Origin of the sequence: Rhodococcus xishaensis, assembly GCF_004011825.1 — a bacterium.
GTDB lineage: Bacteria > Actinomycetota > Actinomycetes > Mycobacteriales > Mycobacteriaceae > Prescottella > Prescottella xishaensis.
The window spans coordinates 60,558-78,966 of record NZ_RKLO01000007.1 but is presented as its reverse complement, the minus strand read 5'-3'; the positions used below and the strand labels follow the sequence as shown (position 1 = coordinate 78,966).

Here is an 18,409-nt window from a genome sequence, read left to right as displayed (position 1 = left end):
CCGCATGAGAGCAGTCCTGTCGATCGTTCACGACAGCGATCGGGTGTCTCTGGCTGCTCTCGCCCGGGATCTGGGAGTGTCCGCCGCGACGCTGCGCCGCGACCTAGCCGCACTGGAAGCGCAGGGCTTGCTCGTCCGGACCCACGGTGGCGCCCGCGCCCTGGACACAGAAAGCGAACTTCCGGTCCGGCTTCGTGACACTCAGTTTCAATACGCGAAGCGCGGCATCGGCCGACGAGCCGCCGCCATGGTCCCCGCCGGGCCGTACGCGATAGCGCTGAGCGGTGGCACCACCACGGCCGAGGTGGCACGGGCCCTCCGCGGCCGAGCGGAGCTGACGATCGTGACGAATGCGCTCACCATCGCCATGGAATGCGCCACGAGCCCGCAGAGCAAAGTAATCATGGCCGGCGGCCTCGTCCGGTCGAAGTCGTTCGAGGCCGTCGGCCCCATGGCAGAAGGCATCTTCCACTCGATCACCGTCGGCACCGTGTTCACCGGTGTGGACGGGATCAGCGCGGACGGCGGCACCACCACCCATGACGAGACCGAGGCACGAACGAACAATGCGATGGTCACCAACGCACGCCGAGTCGTCGTCGTAGCCGACGGTTCCAAAATCGGGCAGGTGAGGTTCGCGAAGATGGCGGACCTCGACCTCGTCGACGACCTGATCACCGACCCGAGCGCCGACGCTGTGGAGCTCGAGCGCATCGAACGGGCAGGGGTCAAGATCCACGTCGTCGAGCCCGTCTCGGAACAATGACGGCCCTGGAATCAGGTACCGGCTCGGCGCCCGGACCCCACCCGGGCCGGGGCTCGCCCTCAGTCGCGGGCCATGTTCACCAGGAAATCGACCGTGCCGCTACTGTCGACGGTCACGAATCCCAATGACGGTGGCGTGATTCCGTAGTCGGTCCAAGTAACGGGAATACTGCCGGACGCGATCAGCGAGTCACCGGAGTGCAGCACCGTCATCTCCACACTTGCCGGACGTGTCTGCCCCTTGAGGGTCAGCGATCCGGTGGCCGTCACGGTCGTGGCGGTGCCGTCGACGGGCAGCGCCGCGAGGTCGACCGGGCTGTCGAGGGCGAACGACGCCGTCGGGAACGTGGCCGCATCCATGATGTTGCCGCGGAACTGACTGTCACGGAGCCCGTTGTCGGTGGCGATGCCGGCGACTTGCACGACGACCTCGGCCGACGTCATCTTCTGATCGGAGATGCTCGCGGACCCGGTGACTTGGTCGGTGCTGCCGGTGACATGGACCCGGGCGCCGTTGAGGACCTCGGAAACTCGGTATCCGGCGGCGGTCACGTTGGCCTCGGAACCCGGTGTGACCGTCCACTGTCCATCCACTGGCCCCGACGCGGCCTGCGCGCCCTCGGTCGAGACGGTTGCGGCCGGGGCGTCGTCCTTGGCGATGAATGTGCCCCAGGCCCAGGGACCCGCGAGCACACCCACAAGTATCACGACGACCGCGCCACCGATGATCCACCATTTTTTCATCAGCACAGGGTATGAGCACGCATCCGAAGGCGCCACAATTCACACGATTCGTACAGCAAAGACACAGCGGGCAGCAGTGCGCCCGGTAGCCCAGACGGCGGTGCGCCCGGTAGTGGAACCTAGCCCTGGTCGAAGGTCACGCCGCCCTGCTGCGCGCGTAGGCCTCGGTCATCGCGGGGTCCTCGGAGATCGCCGGGTCCTCGACCATGAGCTCCTCCGGGTCCTCGGTGATCGGATGGGTATGCGCGGTGACCTTCTTCCCACGACCGAGCACGAGCACGGCGGCCAGGGCCACGACCAGACAGGTGATCGCGCCGAGCAGCAGGCCGGCCCGTCCACCCCACTCCTGGCTGACCCAACCGGCGATGGGGCCTCCGACCGCCGTCGAGCCCAGAAACGCGGTGGACCACAGCGCCATGACGCGGCCACGCATATGGGGTGCGGCCTCGAGCTGGAGTGTGCTGTTTGAGGTCGAGTTGAAGGCAATGCTCACCACTCCGACCACAACGAGGGCGATCATTTCGAGCCCCAGTGTGGGAGCGGCGGCAGCCGCGACGAGCGCGAGACCGAACGCGGCCGCGGTCACGATCAGCGCCCGCGTGCCGGTTCTTCCCCACGTTGCGACGAGCAGTCCGCCGCACACCGCACCGACGCCCATCGCCGCGGTCATGAAGCCGTAGGCCTCGGATCCGGCATTGAAGGTTTGCTCAGCGACAATCGGCAGCACCACCTGGAACTCGAAAGCCAGGCAGCCGATGAAGGCCATCATCAGCAGCGGCACGGCGAGGTTCCGATTTCCTCGCACGTAGCGCAGCCCTTCCCGCAACTGCCCACGGGTCCGTTCCGTCGGCACGGTTCGATGCAGCGCCGTGACGTCCAGCCGGAGCAGTGACACCACCACCGCTACGAAGCTCGCGGCGTTGAGCAGGAAGCAAAGCCCCAGGCCGCCGGCCGCGATCGTCATGCCCGCCACCGCGGGTCCGATGATGCGGGATGCGCTCACCAGGGTGGACTGCAGGCTGACGGCGTTGCGCAGATCGTTCGGGCCGACCATCTCGAGCAGGAACGATTGCCGAGCAGGGTTTTCGAAGCACTGGTTGAGGCCGAGCAGCAGCGCCAGCACATACACCTGCCACAACTCGACGGTGCCGGTGATCGTCAGCACACCGAGGACCAGCGCCTGGACACCCATGATCGATTGCAGCCCGATCATCAAGCGGCGCTTGTCCGATCGGTCGGCGATCACGCCGCCGTAGGGGCCGAGAAGCAGGATCGGCAGGGTCTGCAGAGCGACGACGATACCGATATCGGTGCCCGACCCAGTCAACTCGAGGACGAGCCACGACTGGGCGACTATCTGCATCCAGGTGCCGATAAGCGAGACCGCCTGGCCGCCGATGAATCTCCGGAAGTTGCGATTGGCCAGCGCGGCAAACGTCTGGCGTCCGAGAGCAGTCACCGCCATCACGAACGGGCCATGGCCCCGGCCTGACACATCCGATCGGCGAGAGACTCGAGGGCCGGGAGGGCGTCGAGCAGAGCCTGCGTCTTCGTTTCGGGGAGCTGGGTGAGGTACTCGGCAAACAGGCGCGTTCGCTTCTCCCTCAATTCCGCGTGTAGCGCGATTCCCTCGGAAGTCGCCGAAACGACGACTGCGCGACGGTCCTCAGGATCCTCGGAACGCTGCAGCAGTCCCGCACCCTCCATCTTGCCGATCGCCCGCGACAGCATCGTCGGGTTGACCGTCTCGATCTCGGCCATCTCGCTGGCCCGAATCGGCCCGCGCCGCACTGCCGTCGTGAGGATCGAGAACTGGGTCTTGGTGAGCTCACGGTCGGAGGTCTGCCTGTCGACCTGGCGGGAGATACGGCCGAGCGTGACCCGCAGCCGGGACACCTCGTCGTCGTTGAACAGGCTCGTCACATCCACCTCCATCGAAATTACTTGCTTATCGGCAAGCATATACTTGGAGGCGGAGAGAGTACAGCCGCCTCCGAAGAGACCCGTCGAAGGCGGAGGGCCTCCCCGATCGAGCCCGTCAGCGTTCGCCCAGCGAGGCGCGCGTATCAGGTCAGCTTGCCGGACTTCGAAATCGGCAGCACGCGCTGTTGGTTGTCCACCCATTCACGCATGACGACCATTTCCTCTCGGCGCTGCACCGAATCCCAAGTAGCCATCTCGATGTTGCCTACGAGGTTCTGGCTCTCCCGTACCACCCGTTGACGCTTGGCCCGCACCACGCGATCGCGGTACCGCTTGACGGAGATCCGCAGATCCTGGACGGCGTCGATCTCGCTCTTGATGACCTCGATCGGCCGGGACACATCTTCGTCGAGCTCGGCAGGGTCCTCGACGCCGGCCGCGACGAGCCGCTGTTTGAACAAGTGGATTCGGTAGAGGTCGTCGTGGATCCTGCGAGCCACGTCGTCGAGCCTGTCGGGCGTGATCCGGATCGCGCCGACGTCCTTCCCCGCCCATTCGAGGAACGCTTTGAACAGCGCCACCTCGGTTGCCAGGTACACCAAGAGCGCCACCTCGGTGAGCACCTTCGGGTCGTCCGGGTACGGCCGGCTCTTCACACTGAGGAGCTCCCCCTTGATCAGCACCTCGTGCCTGGGGAAGACCCGATACAGCATGTCCAGGTAGACCCAGGGGCTCACCTTCTTGGCCCGGATGCGTCTGATCCCGGACTCGTAGTGGGCGGTCCACTCGCCGTCCTTCGGGATGTCGTACAGGAATACCCGGATTGAATCGCCATGGGAGAAGGAGACTTCGGAACCCTGTTCGTGGTCGGCGGCCTCGGCCGCGCCGCTATGGGCGAGCTCGCCGACGGCGTCGTCCGCCTCGCGCTCGGACAGCTCCAACTCCGCCGATGCCGGCACGATCTCGTCCCCTGTGCGCTTGCTCACGGTCGTCATGGCTAGTGCGCTGCCACGGATGCCTTGACGAGGTCAACCCCGACGCGGCCACACGTCAGATCGACCTCGAGAATGCTCGTTCGGACGCCGAAGTCGATACGCCCGCGATCAAGATCATCGATGATTTCGACAACTACCTTCTGCGCCACGTCTTACTCCCGAGGGTCGCCATCCAAGCTGTAGCGGAAGCCTACGGGACAACCCTGCACACAATCCGCTACGGATCGTCGTTGCCGCGTCGTGGGTCCTCCAGCCGGCGCCCGGGGGACGCGCGTCGCCCAGGTTCGGGCCGGGCGGCTGCCGGCACCGGAAATCCCAACGTGTCCCGCAGTGTTCGGCCCGGATAGGCCGTGCGGAACAGGCTCCGTCGCTGCAGGTCCGGCACAACGAGGTCGACGAAGTCGTCCAGCGAATCCGGATACGCCGGGCACATCAGGTTGAATCCGTCGCAGGCGCCCGCGACGAACCACTCTTCTACCCGGTCGGCGATCGATTCGGGTGTGCCGATCATGGTGGCGTGGCCACCTCCGGCGGCCAGGTAGCCGAGCAACTCCCGCAAAGTAGGTCGTCGAGTTTCGATGATCCGCTGCACTGTGGTGTAGCGGCCCTGCGGACCGGTGAACTGCTCGACGGGCGGCAGGTCGGCGACGGGCACGTCGAGGTCGTGCGAGGTGTAGTCCTGGCCGGTGAAGACGCCGAGTTGAGCGATCGCGGCGTCGGTATCGAGCAGGGAGTCGAGCTCCGCCTTCTTTGCGCGTGCTTCTTCTTCGGTGGGGCCGACGTAGGTGACCAGGCCCGGCAGGATCGCGACCGATCCCGGCTCTCGCCCGGCCGCGCCGATGCGGCCGCGCAGGCGGTGGCACCGTCGTCGACACTCACTGCAACGGTCTGCAACACCATCAAACCCGGGCGCGTCACACGGCTTACTCTCGGGGTTAGGTGTTCGATTGTTGGGAGTTGACGTGGGTACTGGGGGAAATGCTCGCGGAGGCAGACGTCCGCAACGAGTCATCGTTGTTGGGGCCGGGGCAGCGGGGCTTACTGCTGCCAATGCACTGACGACTGCGGGTGTGGAGACAGTTGTCCTCGAAGCGCGTGATCGTCTGGGAGGACGCGTGTGGCCAGAGGAGGTGGGCGGTGTTCCCGTCGACCTCGGTGGGGCGTGGATCGTAGGACCCAGCGGCAATCCGGTGGCCTGTGTGCTGAACCGCGAGGGGATCGGGTGGCAATCGGCGGAATCTCTCGGCGGCATCGTGCGCGGGTACGACGGGGTGCTTCATCGTGAGATGCCCGAATCCGATCTGTGGAGCGCGCTGGCAGCAGTCGGACAATTCGAGGAAGCGTGTCCCGAACTTGTGGCGGCACTTGGACCCAACGCATCGTTGGAGGAGGGGTTCGACGCATTCCTCACCAAGGCGGGGCTGAGCGAGCCTGCCCGGCGGTACGCAGCGTTCGCATTGCACGCTACATTCGAGGGCAACGAAGCCGAGTCCGCAGATCGGATCGCCTTGACCCCCACCACTTCCGAAGCGTTTGATGAAGGTGGTTCACACTTCCCCGATGGAAGTTTTCGAGGTCTGATCACCGCCTTGGCGCGCGGCGTCGACGTGCGGCTCGAAACAATCGTGTCGCGCGTCGAGTACTCCGAGGGCGGTGTGAGCATCGAAACTTCGAACGGCACCGAACACGGGTCGCATGTCATCGTCACGGTCCCGCTCGGTGTCTTGAAGGCAGGGCGGATCGAATTCTCGCCGGCACTTCCGGCCGACAAGATCGAGGCGATCGAGCGGCTCGGGATGGGAGACCTCGAGAAGGTCGTCCTCCGATACGAACAACCGTTCTGGCCGGACCCTGGGGCCAACTTCCTCTTCTACCTCGGCGCCCAGCCGGGGGAATTTCCTCTCATTGTGGACTACACGTCGTTTGCAGGCGGGAAGCCGACCCTGATAGCGCTGTACTGTGGCGCCTATCGCCGCGCCATTGCCGACATGCCTGATGCGGCCATCGCGGCCCGATTTGCCGAAGTCGTCGCTGAGATCGCCGGTCATGAGGGCGCAGCCCCATCATCGACTCATGTCACACGGTGGACATCGGATCCTTTTGCCATGGGTTCGTACAGCTACTACCGCGCCGGGGCCGGCGCTACCGCCGCAGAGCGTGACACGCTCGGGGCGCCGGTGGGCGATCAACTCTTATTCGCGGGAGAGGCGACCAGCGGCGAACACTACGGCTACATCCATGGCGCGATGCTGTCGGGCGCTCGCGAAGCCGAACGGCTGCTCGACGAGCGGCCGGGTCAAGGGGTCGTATTGGAGTCGGGCCTACTGGTCAAAGAGGGCTGCAACGAAGCCGCCTCATAGCGGGTAGAACACACACCCAACATCGTTGACCCACCAGCCGATCTGCGACGCACTGGGCAAGCCCAGCAACGCGATCGTGTCGTCCACCGATGCTCAGCATCAGCAGTACTTCGCCAGCTGATCCCGCAGCATCGGGCTACCATGCGTCGCTACTTGCGCGTTCCGAAATGGTCACGGGCGCGCCAATGCCCGCAGGGGTGCACTCATCTCGTTGGAGAAGAACTCGAAGAACCCGTCCACGTCCGGACCAGCGTTCATCAGTGTCAGATGATCTATTCCGGCATCCACGTACGCACGCGCCGGCTCGAGGTGTTGCTGGACGTCCGGCCCGCAGGTTATCGCCTCACGGACATCCTCGGGACGAACGGAGGACAACACCGCCTCGTAGTCAGCCGTGTTCTTCAGTTCCGTCAGTGTCTTCCACCCCAACAGGCCAAACCTGAGCATGCGGTGCGCCAATTCGACGGCGGTGTGCTCGTCGCGTGCCCAAGATATTGGCAGTGCTGCATACTTCGGCCCCGATCCACCGGCTTTCACGTAGGCCCTCAGCAGTTCGGGTTTCGATGCGGTCGCGAAGATCCCGTCGCCGAGTTCTGCAGCGAGCGCGACGGAGGCCGGACCGCCGGCCGCCACCGCGATCGTCGGAAGCACATCGGGAAGGTCGAAGACGCGCGCGTCGTCGAGAGTGAGGTACCTGCCCTCGTAAGACTGATTGCCACCAGACCACAGCAGGCGGATGATCTCGATCGATTCGCGCAACATCTGATGCCGGACGCGCACAGGCGGCCAGTCTCCACCGACCACGTGCTCGTTGAGCCGCTCTCCCGACCCGACTCCCAGAGTGAAGCGGCCCTCACTGAGAATGGCCGTGGTCGCCGCGGCCTGCGCGATGATCGCAGGGTGGATTCGAATGGAAGGGCAGGTGACGCCCGTGACCAGCCCGATCGTGTTGGTTTTGGCCGCTGCGGCACCAAGCATCGACCACGCGAACCCCGCATGTCCCTGGCTGTACAACCACGGGTGATAGTGGTCGCTCATATCCACAAAGTCGAAACCGGCTCGCTCGGCCTCCACGGCCTGACGCACAATCTCCTTCGGATCGAACGCCTCGGTCACCAACTTGAAGCCCACTTGCATGTCGTCACCCCCATCGCTGCATGAGTCGATCGAGTAGCCCACGATCCGTCCGCGTCGACATCCGCGACCGCGCACAGGTACACCCCGATTATCGGCGCGGTCTTAGGCCTGCGTTTGGTCCACGTTGCTGGAACCCACCGTTCAGTTGAATGACAGGAAGGCGTCGGTTTGAGCCAATCAGAGATTTCAACTCCAGTACTCGGCATCGCGGCCAAGTGAGAATGCTGGCCAAGTCTTCAAACCCAGCGTGGCCGGCGGTGCCGCCGGGTGCCGCCCTCGGGCGCGGGTGCCGCCACAGCTGCATGGCCATCTTGACCACCCAGGCCCCCTGAGCGGCGCGCCTTTGTATCCGTATTGCGCGGTTGGGGCGCAATGTTCGTTTATTGTGCCGTGAGCAAATCTAAGGGAAAGACTGCAAACGTTTAGGGGAACGAATGAAGAAGCGGCTAATGGCGGTCGGAATGGCTGCCGCTCTGTCGGTGGCTGGTTGCGCCAGCGGGGGCGACGGTTCAGGGACAGAGACAACCGCAGAAGCCAAGGCGTCGGCTACACAGACTGACGCCACCACTTGGAAGTATCTCCAGAGCGAGTACTCAAAGTTCCTCGGAATGGAGTGCTTTGATGAGTCAGACCTCTGCCTGAGCATGCGAAACGCATTGATCGATTCGTTCGTCCGTGACGCCACCGATCTTCCGCGCAGCAAAGCTCGCGCCGACGTGCTTGATGCGGCTGAAGGGCTCAAGGAGGACTACGCCGCCTATCAGGATGGTCAGTGCGGGGCGCCTAACGCGGATGTATTTGACTGCGCACTCCCGTCTGTGGGAATGACGGGCAAGTACTCGATCATCGTGACCAATGTCGATCGCGAGGCCGCTGCAGAGTAATACCGCCGTTCCTGTGCCCCTGTCGTGTGTTCGAAGACAGGGGCACAGTGGTATTTCTGGTGGGCCGCGAGAACCCGCACGCTAGGGCTTGATGTTGGGACGATTGAGGCGATGGCGTTGGTGCACCGGCGTGGGGTCGAGAGGAGGCATCAGCGGGCTCACGAGACAGTAGGCAGCACTTCGTATTTCGTTTCGCACTTGATGGGCGTCCACTAGAAGAGTTCATACCTCATCGTCAACATTGCGAGATGAGGATGGGTGGTCGACGTCCAACCGTCCCGTCTACACTCTGAAGGCCTGGCAATGGGTAGACGGGTTCGCGGAGGGCAACTTCTTGGAGGGACCCTGTGCTCAGTAGACGACGTCATCCTTCGGCGGATAGTCCAGCGCCGGATGATGCGGAACTTCCCCGGCGGTCTTCGTTGCGCCCGGGATGACGACGAGGGCAGCGGCGTACAGGGCGGGCTCGTCCGGGATGCCGTGCTGCCACGGCCCGGTGGGAGTGACCGGGAACCCGAAGTTCGGGGCTTCGAGGCGCATCGTGGATTCTTCGTCGGCGGCCCAGCCTTGATCGTCGGTGTGGTTGAGCCAACGCAGCTTGCCGGTGCCGTCGCGTCCCCAAACTGTCCAGTCGCCCATGGTCATGGAAGCTACCAAGCAGCGGTGCACCATCTTGGGACCCAAGCGCACGTGCCGGGTGCTCCTCAACCATCCGAAGGTGACGCCAAGTCCGTTCGGGCGCCACGGCCGGGCCGGTGGGCGTTCCACTCGTCGATGGTTTCGGGTAGCCAGCCGCGGAACGAGCCGCTCGGCACTCTCCCGTCGTCGTTGAGCGTGCCGATCACGACGTCGGGGTCTGGCAGCTTGTACCGAGACAACGCATCAGGTTTCACGCCGATCCGTCCGGCCAGCCGCGTGAGCCCGAGGCAGACGGCTGGCCTACCCACGACGTGCTCGCACGAGCTCGATGAGGATCCCAGCGGCTACCACGGCGTAAGCGAGCCAGAACGGCCATGCCGCTCCGGTGACCGCCAGGATCACGGCAACGGCCGCCAGGATCACGACGGCGGCTGCCGACCGTTGTGCTGTGGCCACGGTTGTCCTTCCCGGAAGCTGTGGGACCCTGCCGGTGGCGGGGACTCTGGTAGGTGATCGCGGTTGCTGTGCAGCGGATGCTCGGGCAAGAATCCACCGCTCCACACTCGGCATCTAAGCAGATCTCCTTGACGACGATCTCGACAATGTGTCAGACGCTCTCGACGCGGCGCGACGAAGAGTTTCCGCTGTCGGCGCTGTCTGAAAACTGTCAGGCGCCATCGAGAGCATGAAAAAAGCTCCCCAGCTGCGTGCAGGTGGGGAGCTTTGGCGGTGGCGGAGGGATTCGAACCCTCGGACGGGGGTTACCCGTCACACGCTTTCGAGGCGTGCTCCTTAGGCCGCTCGGACACGCCACCGCCAAAGACTGTACCGAACACGCGACTGAGACCGAAATCGGCAGGTAGGAGCGTTTTTTCCGGTTCGGGATCGTCAGCGCTGGTCTTGGAAGAAGCTCTCCAGAAGTCCCGCGCACTCGTCCTCGAGCACCCCGCCGCGCACCTCGGGACGGTGCGTCAGACGCCGGTCGCGGACCACGTCCCACAGCGAACCGACGGCGCCGGTCTTGGGTTCCCACGCCCCGAACACCACACGCTTGACGCGGGCGAGCACCAGCGCGCCGGCGCACATAGTGCACGGCTCGAGCGTCACTGCGAGGGTGGTGCCCTCGAGCCGCCAGCCGTCGCCGTGGATGCGAGCCGCCGCACGCAGGGCCAGGATCTCCGCGTGTGCGGTGGGGTCACCGGAGGCCTCGCGAGCGTTCGCGGCACGCGCCAACTCCACTCCGTCCGCATCGAACAAGACCGCGCCGACGGGCACGTCGGCGTCCGAGGCGGCGGCCGCGGCATCCAGAGCGGCGCGGATCATCCGCTCGTCGTCCTGCGGGGTCATGTGTGGCTACCTGGCTGTGCCATCGGGGCAGGTCATCGGGGCAGCTTGTCGACGGTGGCCGCGAGCTCCGATTCGAAGCCGCAGCGCTGCGCGATCATCGTCAGCTGCTCGTCGGGGTAGAGGTCGGTCTCGGCCACGATGACCCCGAGCACGGCCTCGGGCAGCCCCAGGTCGGCTAGCACGCCGAGGTCGCCCTCCTCCCACGGCTCGATGTCGTCGAGTTCGTCCGGGTCGATGTCGGGGATCTCGATGTTCAGGGCTTCGAGGACGTCGGCGGCGATGTCGTAGTCGACGGCGGCGGTCGCGTCGGAGATCAGCAGATGGGTGCCCGTCGGCGCAGGTCGGACGATGACGAAGAACTCGTCGTCGACGTCGAGCAGACCGAACACGGCACCGGAGCTACGCAGCTCGAGGAGTTCCTTCTCGGCGGTCCGCAGGCTCGTGAGCGCCCCGTCGGTCAGCGGCGAGCACTTCCAGCGACCGTCCTCGCGGACGACGGCGACACCGAAGCCGTCGAGCTTCTCCATCGAACCTGCGGAAGCGCTGTTGTTGTTCGCGCGCTGTGAACCCATGGGCGCAACGGTAGCCCGCTCAGTGCCACTAAAAGAAGTCCCGCGGTCAATGTGCCAAGCTGTTCAGGTGGCTGCCTCCGTTTCCACACCTGACGTCTGCGTTCTCGGCCTGGGCCTGATCGGCGGGTCGCTGCTCCGCGCGGCCGTCGCTGCCGGGCGAAAGACGTGGGGCTGGAACCGCTCCGCGCCGACAGTCGACGCCGCCCGCGCCGACGGATTCGACGCCGACACCGACCTTTCCGCCGTGCTGCGGCGCGCCGCCGAATCGGAGGCGCTGATCGTCGTTGCGGTGCCGATGCCGGCCGTCGACGCGACGCTCGCCGCGATCGCCGAGCACGCGCCCGGCTGCCCGATCACCGACGTGGTCAGCGTCAAGGCCGAGATGGTCGCGGCCGCTACCCGGCACGGCCTCCGAGACCGGTTCGTGGGTGGCCATCCGATGGCGGGGACGTCGGAGTCCGGCTGGCAGGCCGGGGACGCCGATCTGTTCCGGGACGCGGTGTGGGTGGTGAGCGCGGACGACGGCGTCGACCCGCGGATCTGGTCGCAGGTGGCGCAACTTGCGCTGGACTGCGGTTCGCTGGTGGTACCCGCCGAGTCTGTCGAGCACGATGCCGCCGTCGCCCGCATCTCGCATCTGCCTCACGTGCTCGCCGAGGCGCTCGCCCTGTCCGGGGCTGCTGGAGGCGACCTGGCACTTGGCCTCGCGGCCGGCTCGTTCCGCGACGGCACCCGCGTCGCGGGCAGCGCGCCGGGCCTGGTGCGGGCGATGTGCGAGGGCAACCGCGACGCCCTGCTGTCGACCCTGAACGAGACCCTCGAGGTGCTGAGCCAGGCCGGTACCGAGCTGGCCGAGAAGGGCACCCTGGCCGACCTCGTCGAGCCCGGCCACCAGGCTCGATTGCGCTACGAGAACCGTGAGCGCCGGACGATCACCGGTATCGAGCCCGGCTCGGAGAACTGGCTCGAACGGCTGCGGGACGCCGGACGACGCGGAGGGGTGTGGCGACCGTGAACCTGCGCGACATCGCCCGTCAACTGGCCAAGCGGGAGACGACCGCCACCGAGCACGTGCGCGCGACGCTCGATGCTCTCGATGGGCTACTCGGAACTCCGTGGGAGAACCTGGTTGCCGCTCGTGACGATTCAGCTGCGCTGGAGGCGGCTGCCCGCGCGGACGAGGCGATTGCCGCCGGTGACTGGATCGGCCCGCTGCACGGGGTCGCGGTGGCGGTGAAGGACAACATCGACGTGGCCGGGATGCCTACGCGCTGCGGCAGCGCAGTCCTCGCCGACGCCCCGCCTGCCACTGACGATGCCGGCATCGTTACGCAATTGCGGCAGGCCGGTGCGATCGTCGTCGCCAAGACCCACATGCACGAGTTCGGCTACGGGCCAACGGGTGCGGTCAATGCGTGGGGGCCCGCAGCCCATCCACATGACCCGACCCTGATCCCCGGCGGCTCGTCCTCCGGGTCGGCGGCACTGGTCGCAAAGGGCGTCGTACCGTTCGCGTTGGGCACCGACACCGGCTGCAGCGTAAGGACTCCCGCGTCCCTGTGCGGCGTCGTCGGCATGAAGCCGAGCTTCGGCGCACTGCCAACGTCGGGCGTGTTCCCGGGGTCGACGACGTACGACCACGTGGGTCTGCTGGCCGCCGACGTCCTCGACGTGTCGTTGGCGTGGGGTGCGATCCCCGGTATCGCGCATGTGAATACACCCGTTGCGGGTCTGCGGGTGGGGCGACTCCGCGGCAGCAACTGGGACATCGCCGATGCGGGTATCGCGGCGGCCGTCGACGCCGGGTGTCGGTCACTGACCGACGCCGGCGCCGAGGTGATCGACGTCGAACTTCCGGAGACGGAGCAGCTGCTCGCGGCCTACCCGATCATCACCGGGTCGGAGGCGTACGAGACGCATCAGCGGTGGTTCGAGACCGAACCCGATCAGTACCAGCCATTGACCGCCGCGTTGCTGGCGGCCCAGAAAGACCGTCTCGCCGTCGTTTATGTGCACTCTGCCCGCGAACTCGAACGTCTCCGCCATCGAGCACTTTCGCGCCTGCGCGGCGAGCTGGGTTTGGACGCGCTGGTCACCGCGACCACACCCGTGCGCTCGATGACCCAGGAACGGGCGCTCTCGACGGACCCGGCGGTGGCCCGTACCCCGCTGCTCCGGATGTGCAGTCCCTTCAACGGGCTCCGCATCCCGGCGATCTCGGTCCCCGTCGCCGTCCACGACGGCGCCCCAGCGGGGGTCCAGGTGGTCGGGCTGCCGACCACTGCCGGCGGACACGGATCGCATCCGGCCGAATCCGTGGCACTCGCGTGCGCGCTCGCGGTGAGCTGACCCGGCGCCGCACTCGACACGTGTGCGATGACCTGGGCGCTCGGTCGTGCGGCCGGGACCAGCCCGGCCACCCTCAGATCCGCTCCGCCAACCCCGGGTAGTCGAGCACGAAGCCATCCTCGTCGACGGTGATGGACGACGACGACACCGGAGAGAGCACGTGGACACCGTCGGCGCCGCTGCTGTAGGTCAGCGACGCCTCCTGCACCGCGAGGTTGGGCAGGTTCACGTAGACGACGGGCACCTGGAAGTCCTCGGACTCGTTCTGCATGCCGAACCGCCGGATCGGCAGGGTGTTGAAGAACGGGCTCAACACGACATCGACATCCTTCGCGCCCGCGAACCCGGAGCGCAGGTGGGTGGTGCCGGTCTCGACCATCCAGACGCCGTCCTCGTCTCGACTGATCGACATGTGCCGCTCCCCCGCCGCCAGTGCGGTCCGCAACGACAACCGCCGGGTCACCCCGGCCTCGTCGGTGACGAGGTCATAGGACGCACTGAACGCGGGATGGTCGGAGCACTGGCCACCGATGATGCGTCCGGCCGCCTTGATGCGGTTTCCGCTCAGCTGGACGCGCACGGACTCCATACGCGGCGCGGAATGGGCCCGCCACGTCAGCACGGCAGGCCAGGACGACGCGGTGCTCGGGATGGTCACGGTCTCTACGGTAGGCGACGAACGACGGTGAAGCGTGTGCGGGCGGGCGGGACCTGCACTCGGGACATGTTCGAACATTTCGGCAGGCTCCGCCCCATGATGGGTCCCAGACCGGTGGGTTCGAGAGTATGGGTCCGAGGACTCTTTACTTCCCCCTACTGCCGTCGCAAGGTTGAGTCGTCCCACTCGAGCGGCGTCGCCCAACTCGAGCAGCGCGGACCAGTCCGAACCAGATTGCTGGAACCAGACATTTGGAGGTCGGGACATGACCGAAGGCTGGGGTCGTATCGACAGCCCCTTCGATGACATTTTCGCAAGGTTCTTCGGGTCGGGGCTGTCGTCCCAGCCCCCGGTGCAGCGGGTCGACCTCGGACGGCTCCTCGACGACGGCGCGCGGAAGCTGATCGCCACCGCCCGCGACGAAGCCGTCGAGTGGGGAAACAGCGAGATCACCCCCGAGCACCTGCTGTATGCCGCGGCGCAGAACGATCCCACCCGCGGCGTGCTCAGCGGCATCAACCTGGATCCGGACGAGATCGCCGCGAAGATGGCTGCACACCTGGACAAGCACGGGACCCCGAAGACCACTCCGGGGGCGCCGAGCCTGAGTCCGGCCGCGAAGCTGGCGCTGCGGACCGCGCAGCAGCAGGCCAGCGAGTCGGGCCGCAGCTACATCGGCCCGGAACACATCCTCATCGGCATCGCCGCGAACCCCGAGAGCCCGGCCGGCAAGGCCCTGTTGGGCGCAACCCTCGAGGGCGAGAAGGTGCCGACGACGCCGAGTTCGACGCCGACGCTCGACGAGTACGGGCGCGATCTGACGGCGGAGGCCCGCGCCGGCAATGTCGACCCGGTCGTCGGCCGCGCGCAGGAGGTGGAGCAAACCATCGAGATCCTGTCGCGCCGCCGCAAGAACAACCCGGTGTTGATCGGCGACCCGGGTGTCGGCAAGACAGCGATCGTCGAGGGCCTCGCGCAGCGCATCGTCAACAAGGACGTCCCGTCGACGCTGGCCGATCGCCGTGTCGTCGCGCTCGACCTCGGCTCACTCGTGGCGGGCACGAAGTACCGCGGCGAATTCGAGGAACGGCTGACGAAGATCCTCGACGAGATCAAGGCCCACTCCGACGAGCTGATCCTGTTCATCGACGAATTGCACACCATCGTCGGTGCCGGAGCTGGCGGCGAGGGCGCGATGGACGCCGGGAACCTGCTCAAGCCGGCTCTCGCGCGCGGCGACCTGCACGCGATCGGTGCGACCACGATCGACGAGTACCGCAAGCACATCGAGAAGGACGCCGCCCTCGAGCGGCGCTTCCAGCCGGTGCTGGTCGCGGAACCGTCCGTGGACGAGACCATCGAGATCCTGCGCGGCCTGGTCGACAGCTACGAGGCGCACCACCAGGTCCACTACACCGACGAGGCGCTCGTCGCCGCCGCCGAGCTGTCGGACCGCTACATCACCGACAGGTTCATGCCCGACAAGGCGATCGATCTCGTCGACCAGGCCGGCGCCCGGGTGCGGCTGCGGACCCACACGCCCGACGTCGACACCCGAACCGCCGAGGAGCAGCTCGCACGACTCAAGCGTGAGAAGGACTCTGCTGTCGAGCAGGAGGACTACGAGCGCGCCAACGAGCTCAAACGTAAGATCACCGAGGCCGAGGATCGTCTCGGCGAGGCTCCCGACGAGAGCACTCCCGAGGTGACCGTCCTCGACATCGCGCACATCGTTTCGCGCCAGACCGGAATTCCGGTGGCGGAGTTGACGTCCGAGGAACGCGAACGGCTCATGCGACTCGAGGACGTGCTGCACGCCCGCGTCATCGGACAGGACGAGGCCGTCACCGCGGTGGCCGAGGCGGTGCGCCGTTCGCGGGCCGGGCTCTCGGATCCGAACCGTCCCATCGGATCGTTCCTGTTCCTCGGTCCCACCGGCGTCGGCAAGACCGAGACCGCGAAAGCGTTGGCGGAGGCCGTGTTCGGTGACGAGGACCGGATGATCCGGTTCGACATGAGCGAGTTCCAGGAGAAGCACACCGTCTCCAGGCTCGTCGGGGCCCCGCCCGGCTACGTCGGGTACGAGGAGGCCGGGCAGCTCACCGACAAGGTGCGGCGGCAGCCGTACTCGGTGGTGCTGTTCGACGAGGTCGAGAAGGCACACCCGGACGTGTTCAACGTGCTCCTCCAGTTGCTCGACGACGGCCGGGTCACCGACGCGCAGGGGCGCACCGTCGACTTCAAGAACACCATCGTGATCCTCACCAGCAACATCGGCTCCGACCTGATCCTCGGTTCCAAGGCCGAGGACATCGACGAGCTGGTGCCGACGCTCATGGAACGGCTGCGGGTACATTTCCGGCCAGAGTTTCTCAACCGGATCGACGAGACCATCGTGTTCCACCGGCTGGACCAGACGGAGCTCCGGCAGATCATCGAGCTCATCCTCGACGGCACCCGCCGCCAGCTGCGCGCCCAGCACGTCGAGCTTGACATCACCGACGACGCCGTCGATTGGCTCGCCGAGAAGGGCTACCAGCCGGAGTTCGGCGCGCGGCCGCTGCGCCGAACCATCCAGAAGGAACTCGACAATCGGCTCGCCGGGCTATTGCTGTCCGGTGAGCTCGAGCCCGAGGACACAGTGCGGGTGGCAGCGGACGATGCGGGACTCGAACTCGGCGTGGTGCACCACAACGGCGCCGAGGGGTCGCTACCCAGCGAGCCGTAAGCCAAGCCGACACGACGGAGACACGAACACCCCGTGGCCACGGCCCGGGGTGTTCGCTCGTGCCGGAACGCCGACTTCGCGGAGGACTCGAGTAACGTGCTCGTGTATCTGCGTGAGGAAGGGTGCCGTGACTTCGACCGGGAACATGGTGGGGCTGTTCGCCGGTATCGGCGGGGTGGAGTTGGGCCTGCGCAGCCACGGTTGGGAAACCGAACTGCTGTGCGAGATCGACCCCGGCGCCCAGCAGGTGCTGCGCACTCGGTTCCCCGGCGTCGAACTGCATGGTGACGTCACCCAGCTGCGCTCGTTGCCGCAACGCATCGAACTCGTCGCGGCCGGCTTCCCGTGCCAGGACCTGTCGCAGGCGGGCCGCACCGAGGGGATCACCGGCGCCCGCTCGGGCCTGGTCGACGAGGTGTTTCGTCTGGTCAAACGCAAGAAGGGCCCGCGCTGGCTGCTGATCGAGAACGTCCCCTTCATGCTGCAACTCGGCCGTGGGGCGGCGATGCGGCACATCACGCACGCGCTCGAGGATCTCGGTTACACGTGGGCATACCGCGTGGTGGACGCGCGCGCTTTCGGCCTGCCGCAGCGCCGCCAGCGGGTGCTGATGCTCGCCTCGCGTAGCGACGACCCCCGCGAGGTGCTCTTCGGTCAGGACGCCGGCGCACCCGACGAGGGTGACCCGTCGCAGTATCCGTGCGGCTTCTATTGGACCGAGGGCGTGCGTGGGCTCGGGTGGGCCGTCAACGCGGTGCCGACGCTCAAGGGCGGATCGACAGTCGGGATCGCATCGCCGCCAGCGGTGCGGCTGCCCTCGGGTGAGATCGTCACCCCCGGCCTGATCGACGCCGAACGCCTACAGGGCTTCGACCCCGACTGGACCGCCTCCGCCACCGAGGTCAGCGGGGTCCGCAACGGCCATCGCTGGCGACTGGTCGGCAACGCGGTGAGCGTTCGCATGGCCGAGTGGGTGGGCGGGCGCCTCGTCGACCGGATCCCTTACAGCCCGGACCATGAGACCCCACTCGAGCCGGGCGACGCCTGGCCCAGCGCCGCGTGGGGGCGTAACCGGCAGGCGTTCCGAGTGCACGAGTCCCACTGGCCGGTGCAGGAGGAATACGAGGACCTCGGCGGCTTCCTCGAGCACTCCCAACTGCTGTCCGCCCGCGCCACCGCCGGGTTCCTCAGGCGCGCCCGCACCGGCAGCCTGCGCTTCGTCCCCGGCTTCCTCGACGACGTCGAAAACCACCTGGACCGGATGGGCGGTCACCCGGAAGCGGTCGCCTGAGGCCGGTGCGAGGATGG

19 protein-coding genes, 1 tRNA gene and 1 pseudogene are annotated in these 18,409 nt (G+C 66.6%); 7 read left to right on the top strand and 14 right to left on the bottom strand.

Features of this window, described 5'->3' with window-relative positions; all coding sequences use genetic code 11:
• Positions 1-4: 4 nt before the first annotated feature.
• Entirely contained in the window at positions 5-766 is a 762-nt protein-coding gene (locus EGT50_RS16110) for a DeoR/GlpR family DNA-binding transcription regulator (protein ID WP_235870783.1), read from the top strand.
• A 59-nt stretch (positions 767-825) separates the two neighbouring features.
• On the opposite strand, the gene EGT50_RS16105 is transcribed toward EGT50_RS16110, so the two are convergent.
• The 6 genes and pseudogenes from EGT50_RS16105 to EGT50_RS16085 all read right to left on the bottom strand — a co-directional run.
• A complete protein-coding gene (locus tag EGT50_RS16105; RefSeq protein ID WP_127955671.1) occupies positions 826-1,509 on the bottom strand; it encodes a YceI family protein in 684 nt (227 codons plus the stop codon).
• Positions 1,510-1,645: 136 nt separating this feature from the next.
• Complete coding sequence (locus EGT50_RS16100; protein ID WP_127955670.1) at positions 1,646-2,977, bottom strand: MFS transporter; 1,332 nt, start codon at positions 2,975-2,977, stop codon at positions 1,646-1,648.
• Positions 2,974-3,432, bottom strand: coding sequence for a MarR family winged helix-turn-helix transcriptional regulator (locus EGT50_RS16095; protein WP_235870782.1), 459 nt, complete (start codon positions 3,430-3,432; stop codon positions 2,974-2,976). The genes EGT50_RS16100 and EGT50_RS16095 overlap by 4 nt, the downstream gene beginning before the upstream one ends.
• A 143-nt stretch (positions 3,433-3,575) precedes the next feature.
• Complete coding sequence (locus EGT50_RS16090) at positions 3,576-4,418, bottom strand: hypothetical protein (RefSeq protein WP_235870781.1); 843 nt, start codon at positions 4,416-4,418, stop codon at positions 3,576-3,578.
• 11 nt (positions 4,419-4,429) lie between these two features.
• Positions 4,430-4,576, bottom strand: coding sequence for a hypothetical protein (locus EGT50_RS17105; RefSeq protein ID WP_164873438.1), 147 nt, complete (start codon positions 4,574-4,576; stop codon positions 4,430-4,432).
• Positions 4,577-4,740: 164 nt separating this feature from the next.
• Positions 4,741-5,280 (bottom strand): annotated as a pseudogene (locus EGT50_RS16085) (LLM class flavin-dependent oxidoreductase); the annotation flags it as partial.
• On the opposite strand from EGT50_RS16085, the gene EGT50_RS16080 reads away from it, so the two are divergent.
• Positions 5,267-6,787 (top strand): flavin monoamine oxidase family protein, encoded by a 1,521-nt coding sequence (locus tag EGT50_RS16080; protein WP_127955667.1) that lies wholly within the window; start codon positions 5,267-5,269, stop codon positions 6,785-6,787. The pseudogene EGT50_RS16085 and the gene EGT50_RS16080 overlap by 14 nt on opposite strands.
• 171 nt (positions 6,788-6,958) lie before the next feature.
• Here the strand turns inward: EGT50_RS16080 and EGT50_RS16075 are convergent, their stop codons facing one another.
• Positions 6,959-7,924, bottom strand: a complete 966-nt coding sequence (locus EGT50_RS16075) for a TIGR03557 family F420-dependent LLM class oxidoreductase (RefSeq protein ID WP_127955666.1) — start codon at positions 7,922-7,924, stop codon at positions 6,959-6,961.
• 434 nt (positions 7,925-8,358) lie between these two features.
• On the opposite strand from EGT50_RS16075, the gene EGT50_RS16070 reads away from it, so the two are divergent.
• Positions 8,359-8,808 carry a hypothetical protein gene (locus EGT50_RS16070; protein ID WP_127955665.1) on the top strand — a complete coding sequence of 150 codons (450 nt, stop codon included), beginning with the start codon at positions 8,359-8,361 and terminating at the stop codon, positions 8,806-8,808.
• A gap of 351 nt (positions 8,809-9,159) precedes the next feature.
• Here the strand turns inward: EGT50_RS16070 and EGT50_RS16065 are convergent, their stop codons facing one another.
• From EGT50_RS16065 to EGT50_RS16045, 6 genes are all read right to left on the bottom strand, one after another.
• Entirely contained in the window at positions 9,160-9,447 is a 288-nt protein-coding gene (locus tag EGT50_RS16065; protein ID WP_127955664.1) for a hypothetical protein, read from the bottom strand.
• Positions 9,448-9,512: 65 nt separating this feature from the next.
• A complete protein-coding gene (locus tag EGT50_RS16060) occupies positions 9,513-9,755 on the bottom strand; it encodes a hypothetical protein (RefSeq protein ID WP_127955663.1) in 243 nt (80 codons plus the stop codon).
• On the bottom strand, positions 9,748-9,903 hold the full coding sequence (locus EGT50_RS17100; protein WP_164873436.1) for a hypothetical protein: 156 nt from the start codon (positions 9,901-9,903) through the stop codon (positions 9,748-9,750). The genes EGT50_RS16060 and EGT50_RS17100 overlap by 8 nt, the downstream gene beginning before the upstream one ends.
• Positions 9,904-10,171: 268 nt before the next feature.
• Positions 10,172-10,262: transfer RNA gene (locus EGT50_RS16055), tRNA-Ser, on the bottom strand.
• Between the two features lie 73 nt (positions 10,263-10,335).
• Positions 10,336-10,794 carry a nucleoside deaminase gene (locus tag EGT50_RS16050; RefSeq protein WP_127955662.1) on the bottom strand — a complete coding sequence of 153 codons (459 nt, stop codon included), beginning with the start codon at positions 10,792-10,794 and terminating at the stop codon, positions 10,336-10,338.
• 32 nt (positions 10,795-10,826) lie between these two features.
• Positions 10,827-11,366 carry a tRNA adenosine deaminase-associated protein gene (locus tag EGT50_RS16045; protein ID WP_127955661.1) on the bottom strand — a complete coding sequence of 180 codons (540 nt, stop codon included), beginning with the start codon at positions 11,364-11,366 and terminating at the stop codon, positions 10,827-10,829.
• Positions 11,367-11,415: 49 nt separating this feature from the next.
• Between EGT50_RS16045 and EGT50_RS16040 the strand changes: the two genes are divergently transcribed.
• Positions 11,416-12,381 (top strand): prephenate dehydrogenase, encoded by a 966-nt coding sequence (locus tag EGT50_RS16040; RefSeq protein ID WP_127955660.1) that lies wholly within the window; start codon positions 11,416-11,418, stop codon positions 12,379-12,381.
• Entirely contained in the window at positions 12,369-13,715 is a 1,347-nt protein-coding gene (locus EGT50_RS16035; protein WP_127955659.1) for an amidase, read from the top strand. The genes EGT50_RS16040 and EGT50_RS16035 overlap by 13 nt, the downstream gene beginning before the upstream one ends.
• A 73-nt stretch (positions 13,716-13,788) precedes the next feature.
• Here the strand turns inward: EGT50_RS16035 and EGT50_RS16030 are convergent, their stop codons facing one another.
• On the bottom strand, positions 13,789-14,373 hold the full coding sequence (locus EGT50_RS16030) for a putative glycolipid-binding domain-containing protein (protein WP_127955658.1): 585 nt from the start codon (positions 14,371-14,373) through the stop codon (positions 13,789-13,791).
• Positions 14,374-14,638: 265 nt separating this feature from the next.
• Here EGT50_RS16030 and EGT50_RS16025 point away from each other — a divergent pair, with 265 nt between their 5' ends.
• Complete coding sequence (locus EGT50_RS16025; RefSeq protein ID WP_127955657.1) at positions 14,639-17,101, top strand: ATP-dependent Clp protease ATP-binding subunit; 2,463 nt, start codon at positions 14,639-14,641, stop codon at positions 17,099-17,101.
• A gap of 127 nt (positions 17,102-17,228) precedes the next feature.
• Complete coding sequence (locus EGT50_RS16020; protein ID WP_127955656.1) at positions 17,229-18,392, top strand: DNA cytosine methyltransferase; 1,164 nt, start codon at positions 17,229-17,231, stop codon at positions 18,390-18,392.
• Positions 18,393-18,409 lie beyond the last annotated feature (17 nt).